Raw genomic sequence first — 26,315 nt, 5'->3', positions numbered from 1 at the left:
TTTCGAACAATAGCAGAGGCCGGTTCCAGCCGGACCTGCCTCAGGAGTCAGATTTTATACTAGCGAAACGAAGAGGAAGATGTCCATAAGCAAGGCGATGTGATTCACGATCACAAAAAGGAAAAGCGGACACCTCAAATGACGATATCTCTTCGATCAATCACGATTTTAGTTTTTCATGATTTTTGTAAGTAGAAAGATGGGAAATATTTTGTCATCTTCCAGATCGACGCCGAACCCGCCTCTCAATCCCGGAAGAGAGGCCGTTTTCTGCGCGGATATTGGTGGGTCCTATATGCGTGTTGCCCGGATCGACCACACCCATAAACCGCAGCATGAACAAAGAAGCCCCACGCCCGGCGACGATCTCGAACGCTTCATCGCCACTCTGTGCGCCCTGATCGCGGCCAGCCTGGAGAAGGCAGACAGGCAGGAATGTCGAGTCGATCCCGGCGCATTGCATATCTCTCTCGCCGGACTCCAGGACCCGGAAACCGATCTCTGCCTCGCCGCCAACATACCCTGTCTCAAGGGCGTGGCCCTTCGGCCACTCCTCGCCGAGCGGCTGGGCATGTCGGTGCGGATCGCCAATGACGCGGATTGTTTCGCACTCGCGGAGTCGCGTATCGGCGCGGCGCGGCATCATGCCTCGGCGCTCGGCATCATCCTCGGTTCCGGTATCGGCGGGGGGCTGATCATTTCCTCTTCCCTCGTCCAGGGGATGCATGGCCTTGCCGGCGAATGGGGCCACGGTCCGCTGGTCAGGCCAGGAGACACGCATTATCCCTGCCTTCCCTGCGGATGCGGCCAGACGGGCTGTCTCGACACCCTCGGCGGCGCACGGGGGCTCGAGCGTCTGCACGAATGGCTGACGGGCGATGCCCGGAACAGCCGGGCCATCCTCGAAGGGTGGCGGTCGGCTCCCGCGCGCTATGGAGATACCATGCACCGCTATATCGCCCTCGTGAGCGATGCGCTCGCGGTCGCGATCAATACCACCGGCGTCACCCGCATCGTGGCAGGGGGCGGCCTCGCTTCGGACGACAGGCTTCTTCACGCGCTGGACGAGGCGGTCCGACACAAGATCCTGCGCTCCGGCACAGCGCCGATTATTGTGAAAGCGGAACTTGGTCAGGACGCTGGCCTGATCGGAGCTTCTTTCTTATAATCCAGATAGTTTATTATTTGAATAAACAGATTGCCCTTCAGGGTGAGGATCGACCGACATGACCAAGGTGCCCTCTTCCGACGACCGGCTCGTCGGGTCCTATGGCTATGGAGCGCTCGGCGTCGCCGCGCTCATCTTCTTTGCCATGGGTTTCGTGACATGGCTCAACGGACCGCTCATCTCTTTCGTACGCGTCGCTTTTTCTCTCGACGAGTTCAGTGCCTTTTTCATTCCGCTCGTCTTCTATTTCTCGTTCTTCCTCTTTTCCATTCCGACCTCTCTGCTGGCCAGACGCCTCGGACTCAAGAAGGGTCTCGCCCTGTCGGTTCTCGTCTCGGCTCTGGGCGTCGCGCTTTTCGGGCAGTTCGTTGCATGGCGGATATATTCCGGAGCCCTTACGGGGCTTCTGGTGCTCGGCGCGGGCATTTCCCTGATGCAGGTCGTGATCAACCCGCTCGTGAGTCTTCTCGGCCCGCCGGAGCGCGCGGCCCAGCGCATTTCCGTCATGGGTATCTGCAACAAGACCGCCGGTATCCTCGCCCCGATCGTGCTCGGTCTCATGGTCATGCGCAATGTGGGCGACGTCGCCGAACGGGCAGCCAAAGCCACAGACCCGCAGGCACGCGAGGCGATCCTCGGCACCTTCGTCCATGCCCTGTATGGGCCCTATCTCGCCATGGCAGCGCTGCTCGTGCTGATCGCGGCCATCGTGCTCGTCGTGCCGCTTCCCAATCTGGAGGCCCCGCCGATCGGGAATTCCCCCGGAAAAACGGGCGCCTTCTTCAAGCCTCATCTCGTCTTCGGCTTCATCGCGATGTTCCTTTATGTCGGGATCGAGGTCATGGCGGGAGATGCCATCGGCACCTATGGACAAGGCTTCAATCTGCCGCTCGACGAAACCAAATATTTCACGGCGCTCACGCTGGGCTGCATGCTCGTCGGCTATATCCTCGGATTCGTGATCGTCCCGCGCTTCATTCCGCAGGAGCGCTATGTGCAGATTTCCTGTCTGGCCGGGTGCGTGTTTACGCTTCTCGCCGTCTTCACGCGGGGATATCCTTCGGTCTTCTGCATCGCCCTTCTCGGGATCACCAATGCGATGATCATGCCGACCCTGTTCCCGATCGCGATCCGCGGCGCAGGCGCCATGACGGCCATGGCCTCGGCGGTCATGGTCATGTCCTATAGCGGCGGCGCGATCGTCCCCCAGTTCTATGTCTGGCTCAAGCCGCTATACGGGTTCCAGCCCATGTTCGCTGCCATCGTGATCCCGGCCTATCTCGTCATTCTCGTCTATGCGCATCGCTACGGTCGCATAGGCCTCAGCCAGACTGCCTGACATTCATGACCCTTCCTTCCCGGACGTCCGATCTCAGAGGCCATATCGTTCTTCCCGACCGCATCCAGACGGGGCGCATCACATTCGATTCCCGTATCCGCTCGGTCGAAGCCGAAACGGCCAGCGAAGACCGCTACATTCTGCCCGGCTTCATCGACGGCCATGTCCATGGAGGAGACGGGGCCGACACGATGGACGGAACCGAGGCCATCGTCACCCTTGCGCGGTTCCATATGCGTCACGGCACGACCACGATCCTGCCGACCACCATCACCCGCCCCTGGCCGGATGTTATCGCCGCGCTCGGCTCGGTGGCCGGGGTCATGAAATCTCCGCCCCCACTCTCGCCCCGCATCCACGGCGCGCATCTCGAGGGGCCTTTCGTCAGCCCGCACAAGCTCGGCGCGCAGCCTCCTTTCACGATCGAGCCGACTCCCGAGCGCGTCAGGGAAATCCTGGCGCTCGACTGCGTCAGGGTCGTCACACTGGCGCCGGAAATCCCTCATGCCGGGCAGGCGATGGAGCTGTTTGCCCGCGCCGGAGTCAGGGTAAGCCTCGGTCACACCACGGCCGATCACGATCTTGCCTGGCAGGCGATCGACCGTATCTGCGCCTGTGGCGGCGTGGCGGGAGGCACACATCTCTTCAATGCGATGGGTCCGATCGAGGGCAGAAACCCCGGTCCGGCGACCGCCCTTATGTGCCATGATGCAAGCTATGCCGAAATGATCTTCGATACGCATCACGTGCATCCCGCGAATTTCCGCCTGGCCTCGCGCCTCCTGCGCGATCGTCTCGTCTTTGTAACGGATGCGATGCGGGGGGCAGGGCAGAAAGACGGCCCCAGCCAGCTGGGGGGGCAGGAGGTCCTGATCCGGGACGGCGTGGTGCGGCTACCGAATGGCTCTCTCGCCGGAAGCGTTCTGACCCTCGATCAGGCCTTGCGCAACGCCGTGGCTCACGGGGCATCGCTTCCCGAAGCCAGCAAGCTTCTGAGCGGGAATCCGGCGCGTTATCTCGGCCTCAGCGATCGGGGCGCTCTCACGCCGGGCCGAATGGCCGATTTCGTCGTGCTCGATTCCGCATTGCAGCTCGAGGAGGTCTGGATAGGAGGGAACCGGACCTGGCGGGTCTGACGCTTCTCGCGTCTTGTGAGAGATTCTGCACAACAAGACCATATTTCCGTAACATGATCACACGGCATTGTGTCGTTAAAGATAGTGTTGCTCATTCATGACTTTCTGTTAATGGCTGACGCCATGAGGGTCCTCCGCAAGGGGAGCCGCCCTGGGACAGACGATCATGAGAGGCATATTCGAGTTGATAAAGGACAATGCTGCGCCGGCGCCCTCCCGTCGCCGGATCATACGGACCGGAGCCCGACGACTCGGTTTTTCGGTCCTGTGCGCCCTGACGCTCGGCACGATCCCGACGAGCAACGCACAGGCCCAGTCCGAGACGGCGAAAACGCTCGAAGCGGGCGATTACGAGGCCATGGGATTCCCGATTGCGGGCAAGGGGGCCGTGCCGATCGGGCCGCTGGTTCCTTCGCTCTATGGCAACCCTCACCTCTTCGGCGATTGGGGCGGCGCGCAAAGCTGGATGAAAGATCGCGGCATCTTCCTCAATATCGCCGTGAACGAGCAATTCATGGGCAACATCACGGGAGGGCGCACGCGCGACCACGTCCTCGCCGGACAGGTCGCCGCCGAGCTGGATATCGACTGGCAGAAACTCGCCGGACTCCAGGGGTTCTGGACTCATCTTCTGGTCGTGAACGGTCATGGAAACAGTTTCAGCCACACCCTCGGGGATTACGTCACAAATCCGGAGCAGATCTACGGGTCACGCGGCAATGTGGTGGCCCATCTCGTTTCCATGTATGCCGACAAGAGCTTTCTGAACGACCGGATCATCGTCTCGGCCGGCGTCATCCCGACAGGGACCTTCTTCAACTTCGACGCCCTCGCCTGTTCCTTCATGAATGTGAGCGTTTGCGGCAATTTCGCTCCGGGGAAATATGTCCCGGGCGGCAGAGACTGGCCCTCGGCCAATATCGGGGCCGTTCTTCGCATACGCCCGACGGAGCGAACCTACATTATGGGCGGGCTCTTCGCGGTGAGTCCCCATGCCTATAATGGCGGCATCTCGGGCTGGGCCCTCGCGCAGGACGGGCTGGGCAAGCTTTCTTCCCAGGTGGAAATCGGCTGGGACCCGGCCTTCGGCAAGGACAAGCTTCTCGGCCATTACAAGATCGGCGCCTGGTACGACAATTCGCGCTATCCTCACCTCTACGAGGATCGCTATGGAGGCTCCTATCAGGCGAGCGGTTTGCCGGCCCGGATGCAATCCGGCGTCTGGTCGAGCTGGCTCATGTTCGACCAGATGCTGATGCGCAGCGGAGAAGGGCTTTCGAACGGTCTGATCCTCATCGGCGGTGTCGGGTACGCGCAGGGCAATGTCGTGGCCATGCGCGATCACGAATGGATCGGCCTGCTGCAAAGCGGCGCCCCCTGGCACCGCCCGCAGGACCAGATCGGCATCATGTTCCAGCACATGAACATGAGCCGCTCGATCCGACTGCAACAGGAATCCTCGGTCGCGCTCGGCTTGCCCTTCGTCTCGAACCAGTGGGGCGACGTTTACGGCGTGCAGCGCTGGGAACAGGTATATGAGGCTTTCTACAGCGTTCATCTGGCACCCGCCACGGCGTTACAATTCGATTTCCAGTACCTGCAACATCCCGGCGCAACCACGACCTTCGGCGACGCGGCCATACTGGGCGGTCAATTCACAACCCATTTCTAGGAGATGATCTGCCCGACGCACCTGTCGGGCATCGAATTCCGGAAACGGAACATCAGGCGACCGGGCTTCAGGCAGTCTCACTGCCTGCCCAGGATAACAGGGTCATGGTGTCGACGTCGATCAACCCCAGATCCGTTATCTTGAGATGGGGGATAACCGGCAAAGGCAGAAAGGCGAGCTGGAGAAACGGCTCCTCGAGCGTTCCACCCATCTGCCTTACCTGCTCACGCAGGGCGATCAGATCGTCGCGGACGCGCTCATAAGGTTGATCGCTCATGAGCCCGGCGATCGGAAGGGCGAGTTCGGCGACAACCTTCCCCCCGCGAACGGCAACGAACCCGCCGCCCGTCTCGTTCAGCCGCCGGACCGCGAGCGCCATGTCGTCGTCACTCATGCCGACCACGCAGATATTATGGCTGTCATGTCCGACCGAGGATGCCAGCGCGCCTTCTGCCAGACCGAATCCCTGCACGAAACCGCGCCCGATATTGCCGTTTCGGCCATGCCGCGCCACCACGCATATCTTGGCGATATCCTGCGACGGATCGGGAAGAATCATGCCTGCTTCGACCGGCAGCTCGAAACGACGATGTTCCGTGATGATCTGCCCCGGCACGATACCGATGACAGGAACCTCGCCTCCCGCTCCCGCCACCCGGAAATCCTCCGGCTTCACGGCCTTTGCCAGCCGCACGCTTCCGTAGCCGACAGGCGGCACGACATGGCGGTTGCCGAACAGCCTGTCATCGACGAGCCGCCCGGCCGAGAAGACCTGCGCCACGTCGCATCGATCGAGATCGTCGAGAAGCACGATATCGGCCCGCTGACCCGGCGCGATCTGACCGCGATCGCGCAGCCCGAAGGCGCGCGCGGCCGAAAGGGATGCCGCTCTGTAGGCTGCGAGGGGGGCGACGCCGAGGCCGATGGCCTTGCGTATCAGGAAGTCGATATGACCTTCATGCGCGATCTCGAGCGGATTTCTGTCATCCGTGCAGAATGCGAAGAACTGCGATGTCTCCGGTGTCAGAAGCGGCGCGAGCGCTTCGAGATCCTTGCAGACAGATCCTTCGCGAATGAGGATCGTCACCCCTTTGCGGATTTTTTCCAGCGCCTCATCCGCAGTGGTGGCCTCATGATCGGTCAGTATGCCTGCGGCGAGATAGCCGTTGAGCCTTCGTCCGCGCAGCAGCGGCGCATGACCGTCTATATGGCCGTCGGCAAAGGCAACGAGCTTGTCCAGACATTCGGGCTGACAGGCAATCACGCCCGGGAAATTCATGAATTCCGCAAGGCCGATCACCTTGGGATTGAGCCGGTAGATCTCGAGATCCTCGGCCGAGAGCGTGGCGCCCGATGTCTCCATCGGCGTAGCCGGAACGCAGCTCGAGAGATTGATCCGCAGATCCATGATCATGCGATTGGCGCAATTCAGGAAATAGTCGAAAGCTCCGCCGCCGAGAACATTCGCCATCTCGTGCGGATCGCATATCGCCGTCGTGACACCATGCGGCAGCACGCAGCGATCGAACTCGAAGGGCGTGATGAGCGAGGATTCGACATGAAGATGCGTGTCTATAAATCCCGGGACCGCGATACGCCCGCCACCGTCGATTTCCGCCTTGCCTTCATAATGTTCGAAGAGACCCACCACGCGATCGCCCGAGATCGCGATATCGGTCGGGAGCAGCTCTCCCGTCACCAAATCGAACAGCCGCACATTGCGAATGACGAGATCCGCTTTTTCTTCGCCCGCGCCCTGCCGGATCCGCTGGGTGAGTATATGGCGCATCATCTGCTCCCGCTGTGAACCGTCCCACCATATAGGACGGGGTGCGGGCACTTACAAACCCGACATACCCCGGCCCGACATGTTCCGGCCAGACATGTTCCCGCCAGACATATTCCGGGAAGATCTTTCCGCAAGCGTTTCCGACGACACGACGCGTCTCACGCTGCCCGCACCGCAGGGGCAGCGCCCATGCCCGCATCCAGACGGTCGAACACCGCGCGGAATTCCACATCGAAATCCTTGCGCTCGAGGATCGAGGCCGCCAGATGCCGCAAAATATCCGCGTTGTGCTCGAGTTTGGCGATGATCGCCGCATCGGACCGATCCGCCGAGACGATGGTCCTGTTGGCGTAATCCTGGATCGACCCGACGAGACTGATGAAATCGGGAAGATCGTCATAACGCCCCATACGTTCGGGATCGCGCAGACAGGTCATGACCTCATCGTGGAGCGCATAAAGCTCCTTGATGAGGGCATAGATACCGTGCGGAAAATCGAGGGTCGCGAATTTTCCGTTCATGAAGAGAACGCACATGAACAGGAAATAGAATGTGGTGTCCCAGTTCGACTTGACGAAGAGATAGTCCCACTCGTCGAAGCGGCGCAGGGAATCGCGATGGGTGGCGATGAAGCCATGATAAACGTCGCGCAGGAGATCGTTCATGCGCGTGATTTCGGCGCGATCGCATCGCCCGGTGATCGCATTGGTGATCATCGTATTGGTCAGGCCGATCAGATCGATCCCGTTCGAATACATCGGATCCACGAACCCGGCGGCTTCGCCGGTCACGGCCCACTGATCCGTCGAGAGAAAACACGAGGCCAGATAGGAGTAATTCCGCATCATCGAGAAATCGAGCCGCTCGAACTCCTCACCTTCCAGATAGGCGTGAAGCCTCGGCTCATGCCGGGCGAGCCATGCCATTGCGAGCGGATGGCTGCTCATCGCAGAAAGATCGTGCAGGGTATTGTCGAAAACGATCCCGATACTCGTCGCCGTCTCGTCGAGACGGATGATCCAGACCCAATATCCCTTGCCGACGAAATGCGTCGTACTCGCCGAGCGATCCGGAACCGCACGGAACGGATCGTCATCGCGCTCCGAGGTCATGAACGCGTTGATATCCACCTTGCCCGCAAGACGGAACCAGACCGCCGAATGATCGATCCCGGTATCGGTCTGGAGGCCGAATTTGCGCATCAGCATCCGGCCGCGTCCCGAAGCATCGACGATCCAGCGCGATCGCAGGGTCGAAAGCGCCCCACGCTGGTCCCTGACACAGGTGCGATACGCATCTTCCTCACGGACCGTATCGACCGCCTTCATCGTCTCCAGCAAGGTGACCCGGTCGATGAGCCTTTCATGAAGATGATTCTCGAGACGCCCGCGATCGATCTGGTACGTTCGATGATAGGGATAGGTCGGAAGCCCCATTTCCCGATAACCGGTCTGCGATGTCCGGATGAAACGCAGACCCATCTTGCGCAGATGATCCCCCTCGAGATGATGTCCGCATCCGACGATTTCCCGCAGATAATAGGCCCCGATCTCGACCGTGGATTCACCGACCTTGTGAACCTTCTCCGCATTCGGGAAGCGGCGATTATGGACGAGACAGATCCTGAGCGCGGGGTCTGCGTCCAGCAATTGCTGCGACAGGGTCAGGCCGGCAAGACCCGCGCCGACGATCAGCACATCATAGACCGGCGTCGCGCTTTCACTGGTGGACATGTTGCTTGCTCTTTTTTCTTTCCTGGCGGCAATTCCGGTATCCGCACCGGAACCGCACCGTCGATCCGTGTGGCAGCGGGGAGGAATGCACGAAATCGATCGGAACGAGGCCATCACATTTCGTGATACCTGCCTTGCAGAACATTCATTATAGACTGTTCGGCGCCCGGGATCAAAAATTCGTTCTTTTTACGAGATCCGGATCTATTATTACAAAACTTTACACGGACATGACCATGGTCGGAAAACCTCTGCCTTCGCATACCGTGCCGCGCGCACCGCATTCACCCCGACGCAAGCCTCCCCCGGGTGGGAACGAAACGGGAGCGGGGTTTACCGAAGCCGAGCGCGCCCTGCTCCTCGAAGGGAAGGGGATCGGTCCGACAGTGCTCCGGCGGATCGAGGAGGCCGGGATTACCCGTCTCGATGCTCTGGCAGGATGGTCCGCCGGGACACTGTGCGATCTCATAAGCCGGACTCTTGCAGCACCCTGCTGGAGAAACAGCCCCCAGGCACGTCAGGCCATCGAAACGGCGATCGGGATCGCCCGCGAGGCCAGCCGCCCGCCCCCGCCTTCTTCCGGATCGTGAGCCTTGGCGCAGCGCCCGGAAGGGAGCATCGTGGCGCCTCATCCAGACTGTCTCACCCAGACTGGCTCACCCAGACTGGCTCACCCGGGATCGAGCGCCATGAGCAATGCCCCCCTTGTCCTGACCGTCGAACTCGAGCCGCAAGCGCAGAAATGGGCACAGGATCTGCGCACGGCCCATTTTCCCCCGGCGCGTAATATCGTGCCTGCCCATGTCACGCTCTTTCATGCCCTGCCCTTCGATAGCGCCCCGCAAGTGCTCGATCACATCGTTACGAACCGCCCGGCCCCCGGTGTACGCATCGAGGCCCCGTTCTCGCTCGGCGGCGGCGTGGCTTTCCGGCTCTCCTGCCCTGAAATCGCTGTCATCCGCTCGGGGATTGCGGCCCTGTTCCCATCCGCCAGCCTCAAACCACAGGATCGCGCGCCCTGGCGACCGCATCTGACAGTACAGAACAAGGTCTCCGCCGAGACCGCCTCAACCCTTCTCGCGACATTGCGTTCAGCGCCCCGTCCGGAAGAGAGCCATGCGGCGGCTCTGCGTCTGTGGCGATACGAGAACGGGCCCTGGCATCCGCTCGCCCGTCTCGCTTTCGACCCTCCCGTCCCGGCCTGACCGTCCCTGGCCTGACCGTCCCAGGCCCCCGACACGCCGCCGGTCGCCCGGAAGGCGTCCGAACGCTCCTCTGTGTTCCCCTCTTCCCTAAAAAGCGCTGAAGGACTATCTAGGCGATTGAGAAGCGTTCTCAGGGAATGCTGCGTACGGACACAGGTGGGTATATCCATGACACTCGACACACTCCCGAAAGGGGCACAGGCTGTGGTCAGTCAGGTCGTGGCCCGCATGGAAAACGACCCCATAGCCACCCGTCTGGGTGAGCTCGGCTTCATACCCGGTGCCTCGGTCGAAATCGTGGCGACCGGCCCCGTCGGTCGCGATCCCATTGCCGTCAGGCTCGGATCGTCCCGCTTCGCCCTTCGTCGTGGAGAAGCGTCGAGGATCGCACTGAAACACGATTTCTGATCCATCATGGATGCGGTCGTCTCCCCCGACCCTGCAACGAAACCGTTGCGGGCCGCCCTCGTGGGCAATCCGAATTGTGGCAAGACCTCGCTGTTCAACCAGCTGACGGGAAGCAGGCAGAAGGTCGCGAATTATGCCGGCGTGACGGTCGAGCGCAAGGAAGGCGCTCTCACCACACCGGGAGGCCGGAAGATACGGCTGCTCGACCTCCCCGGGGCCTATAGTCTGAGCGCGACCAGCCCGGATGAGGACGTCACGCGCGATGTCTGCACCGGCCGCCATGCGGTGGAACCCCGGCCCGATCTCATCATCTGCGTCGTCTCCGCCACCAATCTCGCCCTGCATCTGCGCTTCCTGCTCGAGCTGTGTCAGATCGGTCGGCCGATCATGGTGGTTCTGAACATGATGGACGAGGCGGAAAGGATAGGGCTCACCATCGATGTGCCCGGTCTCGCCTCTGCCCTCGGTCTGCCGGTCGTTCCTGCGATCAGCCTGCGCCGCAGTGGCGTCACCCATCTGCTCGAGGCGCTCGACCGGCCCGATCCGCCGCCACCCGCACCGATTCCCGAAGGCGCCGACCTGCATGCGGAAGTCGCGGCGCTGATCGGTCGCTACACGAATGCCCTGTCTCTCCGGGGAGATCGTCTCGCGGACCGGCTCGATCGCTGGTTCCTGCATCCGGTCTGGGGGCCGGTCATTCTTCTCGTCGTCCTGTTCTTCATGTTCCAGACAGTGTTCGCCTGGGCGCAGCCGGTCATGGATGCGCTCGAGGCGGGCATCACCGCCCTGGGCGAGATCCTGCTGTCTCCCCTGCCGCAAGGTCTGCTGCGCAGCCTTCTTGCCGACGGCGTCATTGCCGGGGCCGGTACCGTCATCGTTTTTCTCCCCCAGATCCTTATCCTCTTCCTGTGGATTCTCGCTCTGGAAGAGAGCGGCTATCTGCCGCGCGCCGCCTTCCTGCTCGATCGGATCATGGCGCTCGCCGGTCTCAGCGGACGATCCTTCATACCGCTGCTCTCGAGCTTTGCCTGCGCCATTCCCGGAATCATGGCGGCACGCACGATCCAGAACCCCAGAGACCGCCTCGTCACCATCCTGATCGCGCCGCTGATGACCTGTTCGGCGCGGTTGCCGGTCTATACGCTGCTGATCGCAGCCTTCGTTCCGCACCGGACGGTGGGCGGCATATTCGGCTTGCAGGGCCTCGTCCTGTTCGCCCTGTATTTCGTGGCCATCGTCAGCGGCATCGTGGCGGCCCGGCTCATGACACGGGGGGTCACGTCGGACGAACATCCGCTCCTGCTCGAACTCCCTCCCTATCGCAGGCCCAATCTCCGCAGCCTGGCCCTCGGCCTGTGGCAGCGTGCGGTCATGTTCCTCTCCCGTGTGGGAACCATCATCGTCTCTCTCAACGTGCTTCTCTGGGCCCTGTCGAGTTTCCCCGCCCCGCCCGCCGGGGCGACGGGATCGGCCATCGACTATTCCCTCGCCGGGATGATCGGTCACTGGATGCTGCCTGTTTTCGCGCCGGTCGGCTTCAACTGGCAGATCTGCGTCTCGCTGATCCCCGGGCTCGCCGCCCGCGAGGTTGCTGTCAGCGCACTGGCCACCGTCTATGCCCTCGGGGCCACGGAAGACAGCGCCGCAACGCAGCTGACACCGCTTCTGAGCGCCCATTGGAGCATGGCCACCGCCTTCGCCCTTCTGGCCTGGTATGTCTATGCGCCGCAATGCATCTCGACACTGGCGGTCATGCGCCGCGAGACACGCTCCTTGAAAGTCGTGATCGGTGCCGCAGCCTATCTTTTCGGACTTGCGTACGCGGCGGCGTTTCTTACCTATCATGCGACTCTTGCTCTGACCGGATAACCAGCCATGACCGAGACACTGATCGTCGCCTTTATCGTCCTTGCCGCCATGCTGTTCTGGCTCGGCAGGCTCTTTCCGGCCGGTGCGGCCGGGTTCAGATCGCGGATCGGGCTGGGCAGTCGCGTCTCCGGGCCCGGAGAAATCCGCAAGGGCTGTGACAATTGTCGCGGCTGCAAGGGCGGCGGCTGCCACTAGAGCGCGTCTCGAGGCGGCACAACCGGCACGACCTGCGACGAATTGCGATGTCGTGCCCGCCCCGCAATGCAGTGAAATGCCTTGCAACCCTTCCGGATTCCTGATGAAAAACGGAGCCGCTGACGCTTTCTGACGATCAAATACTGTGTGTGCGCCGTGTTTCCCCCTGCCCGATATAGACTTACCCATGAATTAAGGGCAGGTAACCTGTCATGACGACAGCGCTCCAGATGTTCGCCCTCGCCAATCTCATCCAGCCTTCCTTTCAGGAGGCTCCTCAGGAAGCCTCACAGCGAGCCCAGCGGGACGCGGTCGGGACCATGCAGGCGCGACCCGCCGCCCAGGACAGCAAGGTCAGCGCGACCAGCCAGTCCGTCGACGTCAAACCAACGGTGCAGAGAAAGAAGACACAGGCGCCTGTGGCTCCTCCTGCATCGCACGGCAAGGGAGATGGCAAGCTCGATCTCGGAATCGCCGTTCGCGGACGCTACGATCTGCGTTTCAACGATGTCGGCAAAAACGGACAGGGCCGAACCTCGAGTCATCTCTCCTACGACACGATCATCCTGACAGCGGATTACGATTCCTCCTTCCTGTTCGGATCGCTGCAATATCGTTTCTATGGCGGCAGTTTCATTTACGGCTCGAGCTCCGGATACAAAGGCTATCCGGGAGAGATCAGCTTTCCGATGTACGGCTATGTCGGCGCCAAGATCGACAAATCGACCAAGATCACCCTCGGCCTCGCGCCCGTCCCCTTCGACGATCGCTGGTGGGGATCGTCCTTTCTCAACAGTGTCGGTTTCGTCTACGGCCTCGAGGAAGTCTACGATGTCGGGGCGGTCTTCAGCCATGTGCATAAACGCTGGTCGTTCGATGCCGGGTTCTTCCCGACCACCATTCCCAATGCGATCGGCAGGAGCGCCGACAGCGCCCGCTATTCCGTGAACTTCGTCAGAGGGGGGACCGCGCTGCAATACGGTTCAAGCAATGACGAGCGATATATCGGCGTTGCGCGCGTCCGCTATCATCTTTTGCCCGACGATGCTGACGGGCTCGTCCTCACCGGCTCGGCCTGGGTTTCGACGGTGCACAACTACACGACCCGACGCAACGGCCAGCGTCGGGCCTTTTCGCTCAGTCTCAAGCGAAAGAGCGGGCCCTGGCGCTTCAAGCTGATGGGCGCGCGCCAGGATATGGATCTCAAGAATCCGGGGACGAACGAAGTGGTGACCGTGGGAGATTACGACTCCCCCTATAACATCGCCGCGCGCGGAACGATCGGTTTCGCGGAAATCGCGCGCACGATCGATACGGGCAAGCTCCCGGTGAAACTCGACATGTTCGTCAATTATGCCCGGGTCTGGAAGGATATCGGCCATAACGCCCCCGATACCGACCGTCTGAGCGTCGGTGCCTTCTGGTCCGACAAGGCCACCAATCGCTTCCGCGTCTGGTCGGAATATTATCTCGGTCGCAACGATCCCTATATCGGCGCCGGACAGTTCACGAACGGCGCCGGATTCGGGGGCGACAACCGGTACAAATCCTCGTTTCTCATCATTTTCGGCTATTATCTCTGACTGCGGCGCGACCGCGGCAAAGCGGCCCCGGGGAACAAGTACGGAAAGCACCCCGGAAGACAACCGGAAATCGCCTGCGGGCATCATGCCCGCAAACCCGTCTCAGCCGGGCGAACGATCCAGAAACTCACGCACCTCGTGCAGATCATGCATGATCGCATGGGCCTTCGCCCTGATCTCCTCATCCGGCTCCATGAGATCGGGCACCACGATGACCCTGATTCCGGCGGCATGGGCTGCCCTTGCCCCGTTATGGGAATCCTCGAGCGCCAGACATTCGGCGGGCGGCACACCGATCGCGTCGGCCGCCCTGAGATAGGGCTCGGGATCGGGCTTGCCGCGCGTCACGTCATCTCGCGTGACGATCGCATCGAAGCGCGCCCGGATCCCGACATGATCGAGATGGGCGAGCGTGCGCGCCCGACCCGATGACGTCGCTATGGCGCGCTTCGTCTTTCGCGCATCCAGCGCATCGAGCAGGGGAAGCACCCCGTTCTTGAGGACGAGCCGTCCGGCCTCGACCAGATCGCTCATATGACGGGCCTGGGCGGCAAACAGCGCCTCCACGGGAAAGGATCGACCGCAGGTTTCGAGAACGAGCGCGATACAGGCATCGCCCGGCAGTCCGATCATGCGTCGGGCGATGCTGGCGGGGATGTCATGGCCGAAATCCCGGACCGCAAGGGCGAAGGCATCGAGCGAGAGTGTCTCGCTGTCGAGCAGCAGCCCGTCCATATCGAACAGGACCCCTCTGACCGGGCCGAGACTGCCTGCGGGATCGCCCGCTCCGGCAAGGTGGTCCGTGTCCGTGGTCGTCCGGACGGCACCCCGATCGGCACTCTGGGCGGTACTCAGGGCGGGCCGACACGCCCCTGTCGTCTTCGCTGACATCCTGCACTCCTCTCCGGACCTCTGGCCGCCGGAAATCGGCTCGGCGCACATACGCCCGCTCTCGATAAATGCGCAGGGCGTCTCCAGCCCGCACGGATCCTGTCGGACCCGTTCGTCTGACGCAGCCGCGCGCGCCCGGTTCCGGATGGGGGTTCCGGCGACAGGGCTCTCTCAGGGGTTCGTGTCGCCGGTTTCGGTCCTCCGCGTCCGGAGCGGGGCCCGGTATCCGTCCCGTGCGACGAGTGTCACGGCAAGCTCGGCTGCGATCAGAGCTGCGATGATCTCGGGACGCTTGTCCCGAACGCCACGATCGCCCACCGGGCAGACAAGGGGGGCGATCTGCGCCTGCGACAGACCTGTGCGCAGGAAGGCCGCCTCGAATCGCCGACGTTTGGTGCGTGAACCGATCAGCCCGACATAGGCCAGATCGCCCCGCTCGAGTGCGGCCGCGGCGATCAGGGCATCCAGACGATGGCTGGGCGTCATGACAAGCACGCCATCGCCGGCACGCAGCGCCGCAAGCTCCTCTTCCCATGCATCGCTCACCCGGGTCTCGACACCCTGGGGTACCGGCCCGAACTCCTCCTCCCTCGGATCGATCCAGCGCAGCGAAAGCGGGAGGAACGAGGCACACCGCATCAAGGCGCGCCCCACATGTCCCGCCCCGAACACGGCAAGACGGGGCCAGGCGCCGCGCGCCGATCGCTCTGCCTCTTCCTCCTCGGCGAGATCGCCGACGAACGAGAAGCGTACCACCATCGCCCCTCCGCAGCACTGGCCGGTCTCCGGGCCGAGAACGAAGCGCATCTCCCCGGGACATGCCCCCTCCCCGTCGGTGCCGCTGGCGAGCGCCGCGCGCGCGAGAGAGAGGCATGTCCATTCCACATCGCCGCCGCCAATGGTGCCGGTCTGCCCGGTTGGGGAGACGAGCATGAATGCCCCCGCCTCCCGGGGGGTCGATCCCTGCACCGAAAGGACGGTGACACGCATGACCGGCACATGCTCACGCCGCCAGACTCCGATCAGAGCGAGATCGATCAGAGCGGCTCTCCCTCGAGCCGTGCGAGGCAGCGCAGAATGGCTTCGGGGGTCGCAGGCGCATCGAGACGCGGACAGCGCCGGTAATCGTCCACGCTCGCGATCGCATCCGACAAGGCATGGAGCACCGCGACGCCATGCACGAAAGGCGGCTCGCCCACGGCCTTGGAGCGATAGATCGTCTCCTCCCGGTTGGGCGCATTTTCGAGCAGGGAGACATTGAAGATCCGCGGCCGGTCGGAGCAGGCGGGGATCTTGTAGGTGCTCGGCGCATGGGTTTTCAGCACGCCTTCCTTATCCCAGACGAGCTCCTCGGTCGTGAGCCAGCCCGCCCCCTGAACGAACCCCCCTTCGATCTGTCCGATATCGATCTCCGGATTCAGCGACTCTCCCGCATCGTGAAGAATATCGACCCGGTCGATCGTGTTCTCGCCGGTCAGGCGATCGATCGTGACTTCGGCGCACGCAGCGCCGTAAGCGAAATAATAGAAGGGACGCCCGCGCCCGGTCGCCGGGTTCCACGAGATCCTGGGTGTGCGATAGAATCCGTTCGCCGAAAGCGAGATCCGCGCGAAATAGACCTCCCAGGCGAGCTGACGGAAAGGGACGATCTCGTGACCGATCCGCACGCCATCGGTCGTGAACCGGATATCCTGCGGCGAGACCTGCCATTTCGCGGCGGCATAATCGATCATGCGGGACTTGATCCGGGTCACGGCATCCAGCACGGCCATACCGTTGAGATCCGCCCCCGAGGAGGCCGCGGTCGCGGAGGTATTCGGCACCTTGCCCGTCGTCGTGGCCGTGATACGGACCATCTCCGCCGGGAGCGCGAATTCCCGCATCACGATCTGGACCATTTTCGTATGGAGCCCCTGCCCCATCTCGGTGCCGCCATGATTCACCTGCACCGACCCGTCGGTATAGACATGAACCAGCGCCCCGGCCTGATTGTAATGGGTCGCCGTGAACGAGATTCCGAACTTGACGGGTGTGATCGCGATCCCTTTCCGCAGGATCCGGCTTTGTGCGTTGAAGGCACGCAGGGCAGCCCTGCGCTTGCGATAATCGCACTGTTCGGCCAGCCGGGTGAGAACGAGATCGCTGATCGAATCCTCTACCGTCATGTGATAGGGCGTCACGTCGCGATGCCCCGTGCCGTACAGATTGCGCAGCCGGATATCGAGCGGATCCTGCCCGGTAGCGAAGGCGATCTCCTCGATCAGCCTTTCTGCGGCCACGATCCCCTGCGGGCCACCGAAGCCGCGAAAGGCGGTATTGGATTGCGTGTTCGTTCTGAAGGCCCGGGAGTGCAGGCGGACATCGGGATAGTAATAGGCGTTATCGGCATGGAACAGGGCGCGGTCGGTCACCGGTCCCGACAGATCCGCGGACCATCCGCAACGCGCCGACAGGGTCATGTCCACGGCAAGGATATCGCCCCGGGGCGTGAAACCGACCTCATAGGCAATGCTGAAATCATGTCGCTTTCCGGTCGTCATCATGTCGTCGTCACGATCGAGACGCATCTTGACGGCTTGCCCGGTCAGCTCTGCGGCAAGGGCGGCCAGACAGGCACAGCTATTGGCCTGCGTTTCCTTTCCGCCGAACCCGCCCCCCATACGCCTGACCTCGGTCGTCACGAGATGATGCGGTCGTCCCAGAACCGACGCGACCAGATGCTGCGTCTCGGACGGATGCTGGGTCGACGACCACACCCGCATCTCCCCGGCCTCGCCGGGCTGGGCCAGAGCCACCTGTCCCTCGAGATAGAAATGCTCCTGACCGCCGAGCGTCAGCGATCCGCCAAGACGACGGGGCGATGCCTCCAGAGCCGCTTCCGCCTGTCCGCGCTCCATGGTCAGGGGGCGCCAGACCAGATCCTCCTCCCCCGATTGCGCCGTGGCGATATCGAGCACGGCAGGGAGATCCTCATAGGTGATCCGGGCCTTGCGGGCGGCACGGCGCGCTATGCCGCGCTCGGTCGCGACGACGACGAACACGATCTGGCCGACATGATGCACGACGCCATCCGCCAGAAGCGGCTCGTCTTCCGCATGAACCGGGCTGACCTGGTTCTGTCCGACGATGTCCGCGCAGGTCAGAACCCTTACGACGCCCGGCACGGCCAGCACTTCGGAAAAATCGAGGGAGACCACTCGGGCATGGGCGCGCGCGCTCAACCCCGGGGCGAGATGGAGGAGGGATTTCGGCTCGGGGAGATCGTCGATATAAGAGGCGCGCCCCGTGACATGGAGCGTGGCGCTCTCATGCTTCACGGTCCTGCCGCGCTCATGCGTGGGCGCCTCAGACATGGCTCAGCCCCCGTGACTTCTCCAGCACGTTCGGAGCCCCCGGGACATTTGGATTGTCCGGATCGTCCGCCGCCTCCCGGCTCTCCTCGAAGAAGCGTATGAGCAGATTGCCCGCGACACGCATGCGATACCACGCGCTCGCCCGCATGTCGCTGAGCGGTGTGAAATCCCGCGTCAGGATGTCACGGGATTTCGCAAGCGTCTCCTCGTTCCAGACCCGGCCCAGCAGAAACGCCTCGGTCTCGCGCGCCCGGCACGGTGTCGCCGCCATGCCGCCGAACGCGATCCGGATATGCACGATACGTCCCTCCGCGTCGCGACGAAGCGCGAAGGCCCCGCAAACGGCGGAAATATCCTGATCGAAACGCTTGGAGACCTTGTAGACGCGATAGAACGTATCCGGAGCGGGACGCGGAATGGTGACCCCTTCGACGAATTCCCCAGCCGCGAGATCCTGCTTTCCGTAGGCAAGAAAATAGGCGTCCAGCGGGAGATCGCGCCGCGCGTCGCCATGGCGCAGATGGAGCACCGCATCCGCTGCGATCAGGGCGGGCGGCCCGTCTCCAATGGGCGAGCCATTGGCAATGTTGCCGCATAGAGTGGCACTGTTGCGGATAGGCGTCGAACCGATCCGGGCGATCAGGGCGCCGAAAGACGGGAGCATGCGTCCGAATGGAGCCGCGACCTCCTCATACGTCACCGCCGCCCCGACATGAAGCCCGGATCGGGTCTCCTCCAGACGCAGGAGATCGGGGCATTGTGCGATGAAGGCGAGACGGGGCAGCGCGCGCATCCCCTTGGTGATCCACAGACCCACATCCGTCGCCCCGGCAACCATCACGGTCCCGGGATGAGCGACGAGCCGCGCGGCGAGCGACTCCGCATGAGCCGGTATGAAGAGACTGGAGGTTCCCGTATCGATCTCGACATCGTCAGAGGCAGCGAGTGCGAGAAGACGCGGCTGCAAGGCGGCGATACGCGCCTCGAAGGCTGCCCCCGCCCCGTCTTCGTCGCCGGCAGTGCTACCGGGGGTGCTACCGGGGGCGTTACCGGGGGCGCCACCGGAAACCCCTCCGGGGGCACCGGGTATGGAGAGCGCCTGCTTCATCGCACGGACGATCGGGGCATAACCCGTGCAGCGGCACAGATTGCCCGCGAGTGCGGCGTCGATCGACGCATCGTCATCCGGGGCTCCGTCCATGCAGCGATAGGCGATCATGGACATCACGAAACCGGGCGTGCAGAACCCGCATTGCGAGCCGCTGGCGGCGACCATCGCCTTCTGGACAGGATGGAGCGCGTCGGGCCCGCCGACATCCTCGACGGTCATCACACAGGCCCCGTCGAGCATGGCGACCAGCTGGATACAGGCATTGACCGCCCGCACAGCCAGACGCCCGCGCCGAAGCCGGATGACGATTACGGTACACGCACCGCAATCGCCCTCGTTGCATCCCTCCTTGGTTCCGGTGCGACCCTGATGCCGCAGCCAGTCGAGCAGGGTCATCGAGCACGCTTCGCCCGCGACCGTATGAAGCGTATCCCCGAGATAGAACCGGATCGCGTGACGCATGAAGACCCCCCGAAAATCAGGACTGGCAGAATGAGCGGGGTCTGCCCCTTCGCCAATTCGCAAAACTCTTGTATGATTGTGGGATTCGTCGGCTGAGAACAATCGGGAATATTGCATTTCCAGCCTTGTTCTCCCTTCGAACTGCGCCTATGGCTCCACGGCCATTCCCAACGCAAGAGGATCACAATGAAATCCACTGATCTGATCGACCGCATCGCTGCCGCAACCGGCGGCACCAAGGCCGACGCCAAAACCGCCCTCGACACCGTGTGGGCGAGCATCATCGAAGCCGCCACCAAGGGCGACGAGGTTTCCATCCCGGGCTTCGGCAAGTTCCAGGTCCGTTCGACCGCGGCGCGTCAGGGCCGCAACCCGAAGACCGGTGAAACGATCGAGATCGCCGCTTCCAAGAAGCTGAGCTACTCGGCCGCGAAGAACGTCAAGGACGCGCTCGCAGGCAAGTAAGCCGCTGGACGGACGCCCTCCCGCCCGGTGACGATCCGGGCCATCGGGACGGCGTCTCTCCCGGGTCTGCTCGTTTTCCCTGAAGAGACGACAGACCCAGGCCGCGATGCATCGCACGGCCTTCATTCATGACAGCATGACAGCACCTGATCGTCCGACCAGCCCGCCTCGATGGGCCGCTTGCACCGCAGGACCGGTCATCTTGTTTCCATAACGGAACGCTTGCCAAATGCCTGTGGCTTCGTCACGTTCCGGACCATGTTTTTCCGTATCCTTATCCTGACGGGTTTCGCCCTGTCTATCGTTCCCGCCCGGGCGGAAACGCCCGACAGTCAGACGACCGCGCATGTCTTCGACCGTCTGCGCAACGATCCCGCCCGTCTGACGCTCTTCCTGCGCGCCTTTCCCAAGGGCGGGGATCTTCACAACCATCTGGCCGGTGCGATCCCGGCCGAAGACTATCTGCGCTGGGCTGGAGAAGACGGTCTGTGCGTCTCCCTTCCCCAGGGGCGCATCCTGCCCGGCAAGTGCCGCGTGGCGACGCCCGGCGATCTTCCTGCGACGCAACTGGCCGCGCATGACGAGGCGAGACAGGTCATGATCGATTCCCTGTCCATGCACGACTTCGTGCCGACACCGCTGGACCGTTCCGGTCACGATCACTTTTTCTCGACATTCGGGCGCTTCGCACCGGTTCTGGCCACCCATCAGGGCGAGATGCTCGCCCAGGCACGCGATCAGGCTGCGGCCGATCATATCGTCTATCTCGAGCTCATGATCTCGCCCGCGCTCGGTGCCATGGCCAGGGCAGGCGAAGCGCATCCCCTTCCGGGCACGGATTACGATGCCGCCCATCGCGCCCTCGATACGGATCGCGCGCATCTCGTCTCCCTCGCCCGTCAGGAGACCGATACGATGGAGCATGACGCACAGGACATCCTTCACTGCGATACGCCCCAGGCACATCCGGGATGCAGCGTCACGGTGCGTTATCTGTTCCAGGCCATTCGGACGATGTCCCCCGCACAGGTCTTCGCGCAGCTCGATACCGCTTATCAGCTGGTGCATGAGGACCCGCGATTTGTCGGCGTGAACTTCGTCGCACCGGAAGACAATCCGGTGGCGATGAAGGATTACGCACAGCATATGCAGATCTTCGCAGCCCAGAATGCCCGTCACCCGGACGTGAAGCTCAGCCTTCATGCGGGGGAGCTGACGCCGTCACTGGTGCCCGCCAACGGTCTGGACAATCACATCCGGCAAGCGGTGGAAATTGCGGGAGCCAGCCGCATCGGCCACGGGGTGGACATACTCTGGGAACACGACGCGCCCGGCCTCCTGCACGAGATGGCGCAACGCCGCATTGCGGTCGAGGTCAACCTGACCAGCAACGACCAGATCCTCGGGGTCAGCGGCAAGAGCCATCCGCTCTCCGTCTATCGGCGCGCGCATGTTCCGGTCACGCTCTCGACGGACGATCAGGGCGTGTCGCGCAGCAATCTGACGCAGGAATATCGCCGGGCGATCGCCACGGCACGGCTCGGCTATGCCGACCTCAAGGCGATCTCGCGCAACAGCCTGACCTATGCCTTCATTCCGGGCACCAGCCTGTGGGACGGAGATCACGTGATCACATTATGTCGCGCCCCACAGAGTTTCGCCTGTGCAAACTTTTTGCGAAAAAGCGAAAAGGCCCGTCTCCAGTTCCAGCTCGAGAGAAATCTTGCCGCTTTCGAAGCCATGGTCAGTCACGAGCCCCTTTTCCAGTGAAGGCCCGAACCGTGAAAAAAATCCTTCTCTCCCTCTCCGCCCTCTCTCTTGCGGGCCTCCTCTCGCCCTCCCCGGCCCGGGCCGCACCCGCAGATGCACCCGCAGCCGCGCCTTCCGCCCTGTCTGCGGAAACGGCATCCGCGCATCTGCCCGTGCGCGTCGTTGTCGTCACCACCTTCGAGATCGGCAAGGATACGGGAGATACACCCGGCGAATTCCAGAACTGGATCGAGAAATTCCCGCTCTCCCGCCAGATTGCCGCCCCGGGAACCGATCATGGGGTCATGTATTACAACCCCGAATTGCAGGTTCTCGGAATCGCCACAGGCGAAGGCCCCGAGCATATGGCCTCGGCGATGACCGCGCTGATTCTCGATCCACGCTTCGATCTGCGAAAGAGCTATTTCGTCCTTGCCGGAATTGCGGGCGTGGATCCCGGCTTCGGGACCATCGGCAGCGCCGTATGGGCGCCGAGAGTGATCAACGGGGGTCTGGCCCATCTGATCGACCCGCGCGAGATCCCGGCAAACTGGCCTGACGGTTTTACCCCCGTCCAGGGGAGCCGTCCCGACGAAACGCCCCGACCGCCTCTGCATTCCCTGTCGGGCGACATGGTCTATACCCTCAACCCGGGCCTGACGCGCTGGGCCTATGAGCTGACGCGCGGCCTCACCCTGCCCGACAGCGAGGGCATGAAGACCATCCGCGCCCGCTATCGCGGCTATCCGGCCGCGCTGAAGCCGCCTTCGGTCGGGATCGGCGACACGATTTCGGGAGAGACATTCTGGGTGGGCAAGCGGATGAATCGCTGGGCCGAACGCTGGGTGCGCTACTGGACCGACAACAAGGGAGTCCTGGCCACGACTGCCGAGGAGGATATCGCCTTCTGCCAGGCCCTCGCCCTTCAGGCAAAGGCTGGCCGGGTCGATCCGGAGCGCGCGGTCGTGCTTCGCAGCACGAGCAATTTCGACATGCAGGCGCCCGGCGAGACCGCAGCCGGTTTCCTGGCCGCGGAGTCCAGCGAAAAGGGCTATTCGGCCTTCATTCCCTCGGTCAATGCCGCCTATCAGGTCGGGAGCGTGGTCGTCAGGGCCCTCGCCACGCACTGGCCCCGTTACGAAAAGACGATCCCCGGCGCGAACTGAACCCGCGCTCCGGCGGGTCGCCCAATCGGCTCAGCCGCGCATGAGGAGCGCGGCGACCGCTTCGAGCAGCGCTTCCTCCGCCGCGCCGAAACGTGCGGGCACGGGGCTGTCGATATCGAGAACGCCGATCAGCGCACCGTCACGCATGAGGGGCAGGACGATTTCCGAAGCCGAGGCGGAATCGCAGGCGATATGACCCGGAAAGGCATGAACGTCGTCCACCCGTATCGTCCTGCGTTCTGCCGCCGCCGTACCGCAGACCCCGCGCCCCAGGGGAATGCGCGTGCATGCGACCCGCCCCTGAAACGGCCCGAGAACGAGCTCGCCTTCGCGCAGGAGGTAGAACCCTGCCCAGTTGATCCGCTCGAGCGCCTCGAACAGCACGGCCGCACAATTGGCCATGTTTGCGATCGGGTCCCGCTCCGAGGATACCAGCCCTTCCACGGCGGAGAGGATATCGGATTCGGTCAGTTTCTGCTCGGAGGCACTCATTCGGATCTCGCTTTCAGATGCTTCGGAAAACGATATAGCCTGCAACCACGAAAATGAGAGCCGCGAAAATCAGTTTGAGCCGGGCTCCGGAATCGCGGCAGAGCGTGCCTGCCAGGCGCGTGCCCGCAAGACTGCCTGCCACGCCCCCGAGGATGAACCATCCGGCGAGGGACCAGTCCACGAAGCCGGAAGCGGCATAGCTGATCGCGGTCGTGACCCCGAATGCCGCGACCGCGACCAGCGAGGTTCCCACGGCGTTCAGCACCGGCATATGGGTCGCGGCCATGAGGGCCGGAACGATGAGAAACCCGCCCCCGATCCCGAAAAATCCCGATAGCCCTCCGGTGCACAAACCGAAAAGGCCGACTTTCCAGACATTGTCCCGGTTGCATGCGGCGCCTGCAATCCCCTCGTCATGCCGCCCGCGGATCATGTTGATACCGACCAGGATCATGAGCAGGGCGAAGAACAGCAGGAGCTTCTGTCCGTCCACCGCCTTTCCGACCTGCGCGCCGAGCGCGGCGCCGATCATGCCGGCAGGCGCGAAGAAACCCGCGCAGCGCCATTTGACGGTGTGCTCGCGCGCATGGCTCACGAGCCCGGCCAGAGCGTTGATCGCGACGGCGAAGGCGCTCGTTCCGATCGCGACATGCGGATTGCGCACACCGACCAGATAAACGAGAAGCGGGACGGCGAGTATGGACCCGCCGCCACCGACCAGCCCGAGCGTCAATCCGACCAGCCCACCCGATCCGAGGGCAGGCAGGACGCTCGACCAGGCGAGTGAGCCCGATATCATGGCCGCTGGATCAGCCCTGTCCCTTCCGGTCCGGCTTCACCATGAGTTCGCGCCCGCGCAGCATGAAGTCCCAGTACAGACGTGGCATGATCTTCTCTTTCAGGAACCAGGCCAGTCGGCTCGGCTTTTCGCCGTCGAGCAGCCATTTCGGCAGGGTCGGCAGCAATTTCCCCCCATAGCCGAACTCGGCCAGAACGATCCGGCCACGCTCGACGGTCAGCGGACATCCGCCATAACCGTCATAGGCCGCATCCGGCATCCGGCCGGAAAGCTGCGACAGGATATTCTCCGCCACGACCGGGGCCTGCTTGCGCGCGGCGGCGGCCGTCTTCGCGTTGCTCGTGCCTGCAACGTCGCCGATTGCGAAAACATTGGCAAAGGCGGTGTGCTTCATGGTGTCCGGATGAACGTCCACAAATCCGCTCTGCCCCGCAAGCGGGCTGTTCCGGATGACATCGGGCGCGGTCTGGGGCGGCACGACGTGAAGCATGTCGAAGGCACGTTCGACCGTCTCGACCCCGGCCTCGGTGGTCCGCTCGAAGGTCGCGATCCTGCGCTCGCCATCCACCGAGACGAGACGCGATTTGAGCTGGAGATCGATACCGTATCCCCGCACATACTCCATCAGCGCAGGCACGAAGGCGGCGACGCCGAACAGGGCCGGTGCGGCAGCATCGAACTCCACCTCGATCCGGTCCAGTACATCCGCGCGGCGCCAGGCGTCGCAGGCCAGATACATCGCCTTTTGCGGCGCTCCGGCGCATTTGATCGGCATCGGCGGCTGGGTGAAGAGGGCCGTTCCCTCCCGCAATTGCTGCACCAGCTCCCAGGTATAAGGCGCGAGATCGTACCGGTAATTGGAGGTAACGCCGTTCTTGCCGAGCGTCTCCACCAGTCCGGGGATGGCTGCCCAGTCGAGCTTGAGCCCGGTCGCGACCACGAGGGCGCTGTATTCGATCATGCTGCCATCGCCCAGCTCGACCCGGTTCCGATCGGGATGAAACGCCGTGACAGCCTGACGGATCCAGTTCGCATTGCGCGGTATGAGGCCCACTTCGGAGCGTCTGGTCTGCTGCGCCTCGAACACGCCCCCTCCGACGAGCGTCCAGCCGGGCTGGTAGTAATGCTCGGTCGAGGGTTCGACGATCGCAACCAGAAGATCGGGACGACGACGCAACAGGCTGGACGCCGCAGCCAGACCGCCCGCACCGCCCCCGACGACGACGACGTCGAAACGACGCGGCGACGCGGGCGCCTCTTCCGTCGGCGCATTGGCCAGCTCGAACAGATCGGCAGCGCGTCGCCCCGAACGGCAATAGGCAAGTACTTTTCCGGTCCGGTCCGGCCCCAGCATCTCCGCAAGGGTACGGCGCATGACCGAGACGCTGTGCGCATCCGGAGTCGTTCCGGAACGGACCGGAATATAGGCGAATGCCAGCCCCGATTTTTCGGCGGCCACGCCGAGCGTGGCAACATCGGGCTGGTCGTTCTCCTCCCCGTCGGGGCGTACGCAGACGATGCCGGTGAAGCCCTGCTCGGCGAGCCCCGGCATATCCTCTGCCTTGATCTGGGGGGAAATCGCGTAATGGGCCGTCAGGAAACGAAGGGACATTGTCGTGCCTTTCTCTGATCACTCTGGCTGAGATGCCCGGACGCAGAGCGCTTCCGATCCGGCAGGGGCATCATGAACGGGCGGATCGTCCGCCTGAAAAAAAACTCCGTCATCCGGG

22 protein-coding genes are annotated in these 26,315 nt (G+C 63.0%); 13 read left to right on the top strand and 9 right to left on the bottom strand.

The genetic code is table 11. The annotated features are described in order from the left end of the window. The first annotated feature begins 211 nt into the window (after positions 1 to 211). The 4 genes from SSA02_RS01750 to SSA02_RS01735 all read left to right on the top strand — a co-directional run bounded on the left by SSA02_RS01750 (position 212) and on the right by SSA02_RS01735 (position 5,315). Positions 212 to 1,168, top strand: coding sequence for an ROK family protein (locus SSA02_RS01750; protein ID WP_186807632.1), 957 nt, complete (start codon positions 212 to 214; stop codon positions 1,166 to 1,168). 58 nt (positions 1,169 to 1,226) lie between these two features. Next, positions 1,227 to 2,507 carry a glucose/galactose MFS transporter gene (gluP, locus tag SSA02_RS01745; protein ID WP_186807631.1) on the top strand — a complete coding sequence of 427 codons (1,281 nt, stop codon included), beginning with the start codon at positions 1,227 to 1,229 and terminating at the stop codon, positions 2,505 to 2,507. 5 nt (positions 2,508 to 2,512) lie between these two features. Next, a complete protein-coding gene (gene nagA / locus SSA02_RS01740) occupies positions 2,513 to 3,643 on the top strand; it encodes an N-acetylglucosamine-6-phosphate deacetylase (protein WP_147092194.1) in 1,131 nt (376 codons plus the stop codon). Between the two features lie 166 nt (positions 3,644 to 3,809). Next, positions 3,810 to 5,315, top strand: coding sequence for a carbohydrate porin (locus SSA02_RS01735; RefSeq protein ID WP_147092193.1), 1,506 nt, complete (start codon positions 3,810 to 3,812; stop codon positions 5,313 to 5,315). 67 nt (positions 5,316 to 5,382) lie between these two features. On the opposite strand, the gene ade is transcribed toward SSA02_RS01735, so the two are convergent. Together ade and SSA02_RS01725 are read right to left on the bottom strand one after the other, a co-directional pair. After that, complete coding sequence (gene ade, locus SSA02_RS01730) at positions 5,383 to 7,107, bottom strand: adenine deaminase (RefSeq protein ID WP_371859159.1); 1,725 nt, start codon at positions 7,105 to 7,107, stop codon at positions 5,383 to 5,385. Positions 7,108 to 7,262: 155 nt separating this feature from the next. Beyond that, positions 7,263 to 8,837, bottom strand: a complete 1,575-nt coding sequence (locus SSA02_RS01725; protein WP_186807630.1) for an NAD(P)/FAD-dependent oxidoreductase — start codon at positions 8,835 to 8,837, stop codon at positions 7,263 to 7,265. Positions 8,838 to 9,073: 236 nt separating this feature from the next. Between SSA02_RS01725 and SSA02_RS01720 the strand changes: the two genes are divergently transcribed. The 6 genes from SSA02_RS01720 to SSA02_RS01695 all read left to right on the top strand — a co-directional run bounded on the left by SSA02_RS01720 (position 9,074) and on the right by SSA02_RS01695 (position 14,097). After that, positions 9,074 to 9,427: a hypothetical protein gene (locus SSA02_RS01720; protein WP_246103551.1), complete on the top strand. Its 354-nt coding sequence runs from the start codon at positions 9,074 to 9,076 to the stop codon at positions 9,425 to 9,427. Between the two features lie 99 nt (positions 9,428 to 9,526). Then, positions 9,527 to 10,042, top strand: coding sequence for a 2'-5' RNA ligase family protein (locus SSA02_RS01715; RefSeq protein WP_147092191.1), 516 nt, complete (start codon positions 9,527 to 9,529; stop codon positions 10,040 to 10,042). A gap of 168 nt (positions 10,043 to 10,210) precedes the next feature. Continuing rightward, on the top strand, positions 10,211 to 10,450 hold the full coding sequence (locus SSA02_RS01710) for a FeoA family protein (RefSeq protein ID WP_147092190.1): 240 nt from the start codon (positions 10,211 to 10,213) through the stop codon (positions 10,448 to 10,450). Between the two features lie 6 nt (positions 10,451 to 10,456). Beyond that, a complete protein-coding gene (gene feoB, locus SSA02_RS01705) occupies positions 10,457 to 12,319 on the top strand; it encodes a ferrous iron transporter B (RefSeq protein ID WP_147092189.1) in 1,863 nt (620 codons plus the stop codon). Between the two features lie 6 nt (positions 12,320 to 12,325). After that, positions 12,326 to 12,514 carry a hypothetical protein gene (locus SSA02_RS01700; RefSeq protein WP_147092188.1) on the top strand — a complete coding sequence of 63 codons (189 nt, stop codon included), beginning with the start codon at positions 12,326 to 12,328 and terminating at the stop codon, positions 12,512 to 12,514. Between the two features lie 212 nt (positions 12,515 to 12,726). Beyond that, complete coding sequence (locus SSA02_RS01695; RefSeq protein WP_222591046.1) at positions 12,727 to 14,097, top strand: hypothetical protein; 1,371 nt, start codon at positions 12,727 to 12,729, stop codon at positions 14,095 to 14,097. A 102-nt stretch (positions 14,098 to 14,199) separates the two neighbouring features. Here SSA02_RS01695 and SSA02_RS01690 read toward each other — a convergent pair whose 3' ends face one another. The 4 genes from SSA02_RS01690 to xdhA all read right to left on the bottom strand — a co-directional run bounded on the left by SSA02_RS01690 (position 14,200) and on the right by xdhA (position 19,914). Then, the gene (locus SSA02_RS01690) at positions 14,200 to 14,988 is read right to left on the bottom strand and encodes an HAD family hydrolase (RefSeq protein WP_246103550.1); all 789 of its coding nucleotides are present in this window, start codon (positions 14,986 to 14,988) and stop codon (positions 14,200 to 14,202) included. A gap of 171 nt (positions 14,989 to 15,159) precedes the next feature. Continuing rightward, positions 15,160 to 16,011 (bottom strand): xanthine dehydrogenase accessory protein XdhC, encoded by an 852-nt coding sequence (gene xdhC / locus SSA02_RS01685; RefSeq protein ID WP_264884063.1) that lies wholly within the window; start codon positions 16,009 to 16,011, stop codon positions 15,160 to 15,162. A gap of 14 nt (positions 16,012 to 16,025) precedes the next feature. Next, positions 16,026 to 18,341, bottom strand: a complete 2,316-nt coding sequence (gene xdhB / locus SSA02_RS01680; protein ID WP_147092186.1) for a xanthine dehydrogenase molybdopterin binding subunit — start codon at positions 18,339 to 18,341, stop codon at positions 16,026 to 16,028. Further along, entirely contained in the window at positions 18,334 to 19,914 is a 1,581-nt protein-coding gene (xdhA, locus tag SSA02_RS01675; protein WP_147092185.1) for a xanthine dehydrogenase small subunit, read from the bottom strand. The genes xdhB and xdhA overlap by 8 nt, the downstream gene beginning before the upstream one ends. A gap of 186 nt (positions 19,915 to 20,100) precedes the next feature. Between xdhA and SSA02_RS01670 the strand changes: the two genes are divergently transcribed. The 3 genes from SSA02_RS01670 to SSA02_RS01660 all read left to right on the top strand — a co-directional run bounded on the left by SSA02_RS01670 (position 20,101) and on the right by SSA02_RS01660 (position 23,294). Beyond that, positions 20,101 to 20,379, top strand: coding sequence for an HU family DNA-binding protein (locus SSA02_RS01670; protein ID WP_147092184.1), 279 nt, complete (start codon positions 20,101 to 20,103; stop codon positions 20,377 to 20,379). Positions 20,380 to 20,637: 258 nt separating this feature from the next. Then, positions 20,638 to 22,149 (top strand): adenosine deaminase family protein, encoded by a 1,512-nt coding sequence (locus SSA02_RS01665; RefSeq protein ID WP_147092630.1) that lies wholly within the window; start codon positions 20,638 to 20,640, stop codon positions 22,147 to 22,149. A 119-nt stretch (positions 22,150 to 22,268) separates the two neighbouring features. Then, positions 22,269 to 23,294 carry a purine nucleoside permease gene (locus SSA02_RS01660; protein WP_246103602.1) on the top strand — a complete coding sequence of 342 codons (1,026 nt, stop codon included), beginning with the start codon at positions 22,269 to 22,271 and terminating at the stop codon, positions 23,292 to 23,294. Between the two features lie 30 nt (positions 23,295 to 23,324). Here SSA02_RS01660 and SSA02_RS01655 read toward each other — a convergent pair whose 3' ends face one another. From SSA02_RS01655 to SSA02_RS01645, 3 genes are read right to left on the bottom strand one after another with little or no spacing between them, the layout of a single operon-like run. Beyond that, positions 23,325 to 23,786 (bottom strand): GAF domain-containing protein, encoded by a 462-nt coding sequence (locus SSA02_RS01655; RefSeq protein WP_147092182.1) that lies wholly within the window; start codon positions 23,784 to 23,786, stop codon positions 23,325 to 23,327. Positions 23,787 to 23,799: 13 nt separating this feature from the next. Next, a complete protein-coding gene (locus SSA02_RS01650) occupies positions 23,800 to 24,585 on the bottom strand; it encodes a sulfite exporter TauE/SafE family protein (protein WP_147092181.1) in 786 nt (261 codons plus the stop codon). Positions 24,586 to 24,595: 10 nt separating this feature from the next. Next, positions 24,596 to 26,197 carry a bifunctional protein tyrosine phosphatase family protein/NAD(P)/FAD-dependent oxidoreductase gene (locus SSA02_RS01645; protein ID WP_147092180.1) on the bottom strand — a complete coding sequence of 534 codons (1,602 nt, stop codon included), beginning with the start codon at positions 26,195 to 26,197 and terminating at the stop codon, positions 24,596 to 24,598. Positions 26,198 to 26,315 lie beyond the last annotated feature (118 nt).

Source organism: Swaminathania salitolerans (genome assembly GCF_007988945.1).
Taxonomy (GTDB): Bacteria; Pseudomonadota; Alphaproteobacteria; order Acetobacterales; family Acetobacteraceae; genus Swaminathania; species Swaminathania salitolerans.
The sequence above is the reverse complement of the archived record's forward strand: the minus strand, read 5'-3'. Positions and strand labels throughout refer to the sequence as shown.

Bases quoted from the DNA above. Each gene is read 5' to 3' on its own strand.
- SSA02_RS01655 (WP_147092182.1), bottom strand. From the start codon at position 23,786: ATGAGTGCCTCCGAGCAGAAACTGACCGAATCCGATATCCTCTCCGCC.
- SSA02_RS01700 (WP_147092188.1), top strand. From the start codon at position 12,326: ATGACCGAGACACTGATCGTCGCCTTTATCGTCCTTGCCGCCATGCTG.
- SSA02_RS01735 (WP_147092193.1), top strand. From the start codon at position 3,810: ATGAGAGGCATATTCGAGTTGATAAAGGACAATGCTGCGCCGGCGCCC.
- xdhA (WP_147092185.1), bottom strand. From the start codon at position 19,914: ATGCGTCACGCGATCCGGTTCTATCTCGGGGATACGCTTCATACGGTC.
- SSA02_RS01710 (WP_147092190.1), top strand. From the start codon at position 10,211: ATGACACTCGACACACTCCCGAAAGGGGCACAGGCTGTGGTCAGTCAG.
- SSA02_RS01645 (WP_147092180.1), bottom strand. From the start codon at position 26,197: ATGTCCCTTCGTTTCCTGACGGCCCATTACGCGATTTCCCCCCAGATC.
- SSA02_RS01715 (WP_147092191.1), top strand. From the start codon at position 9,527: ATGAGCAATGCCCCCCTTGTCCTGACCGTCGAACTCGAGCCGCAAGCG.
- SSA02_RS01650 (WP_147092181.1), bottom strand. From the start codon at position 24,585: ATGATATCGGGCTCACTCGCCTGGTCGAGCGTCCTGCCTGCCCTCGGA.
- SSA02_RS01695 (WP_222591046.1), top strand. From the start codon at position 12,727: ATGACGACAGCGCTCCAGATGTTCGCCCTCGCCAATCTCATCCAGCCT.
- SSA02_RS01725 (WP_186807630.1), bottom strand. From the start codon at position 8,837: ATGTCCACCAGTGAAAGCGCGACGCCGGTCTATGATGTGCTGATCGTC.
- ade (WP_371859159.1), bottom strand. From the start codon at position 7,107: ATGATGCGCCATATACTCACCCAGCGGATCCGGCAGGGCGCGGGCGAA.
- SSA02_RS01690 (WP_246103550.1), bottom strand. From the start codon at position 14,988: ATGTCAGCGAAGACGACAGGGGCGTGTCGGCCCGCCCTGAGTACCGCC.
- SSA02_RS01670 (WP_147092184.1), top strand. From the start codon at position 20,101: ATGAAATCCACTGATCTGATCGACCGCATCGCTGCCGCAACCGGCGGC.
- SSA02_RS01720 (WP_246103551.1), top strand. From the start codon at position 9,074: ATGGTCGGAAAACCTCTGCCTTCGCATACCGTGCCGCGCGCACCGCAT.
- nagA (WP_147092194.1), top strand. From the start codon at position 2,513: ATGACCCTTCCTTCCCGGACGTCCGATCTCAGAGGCCATATCGTTCTT.
- gluP (WP_186807631.1), top strand. From the start codon at position 1,227: ATGACCAAGGTGCCCTCTTCCGACGACCGGCTCGTCGGGTCCTATGGC.
- SSA02_RS01665 (WP_147092630.1), top strand. From the start codon at position 20,638: ATGTTTTTCCGTATCCTTATCCTGACGGGTTTCGCCCTGTCTATCGTT.
- feoB (WP_147092189.1), top strand. From the start codon at position 10,457: ATGGATGCGGTCGTCTCCCCCGACCCTGCAACGAAACCGTTGCGGGCC.
- xdhB (WP_147092186.1), bottom strand. From the start codon at position 18,341: ATGTCTGAGGCGCCCACGCATGAGCGCGGCAGGACCGTGAAGCATGAG.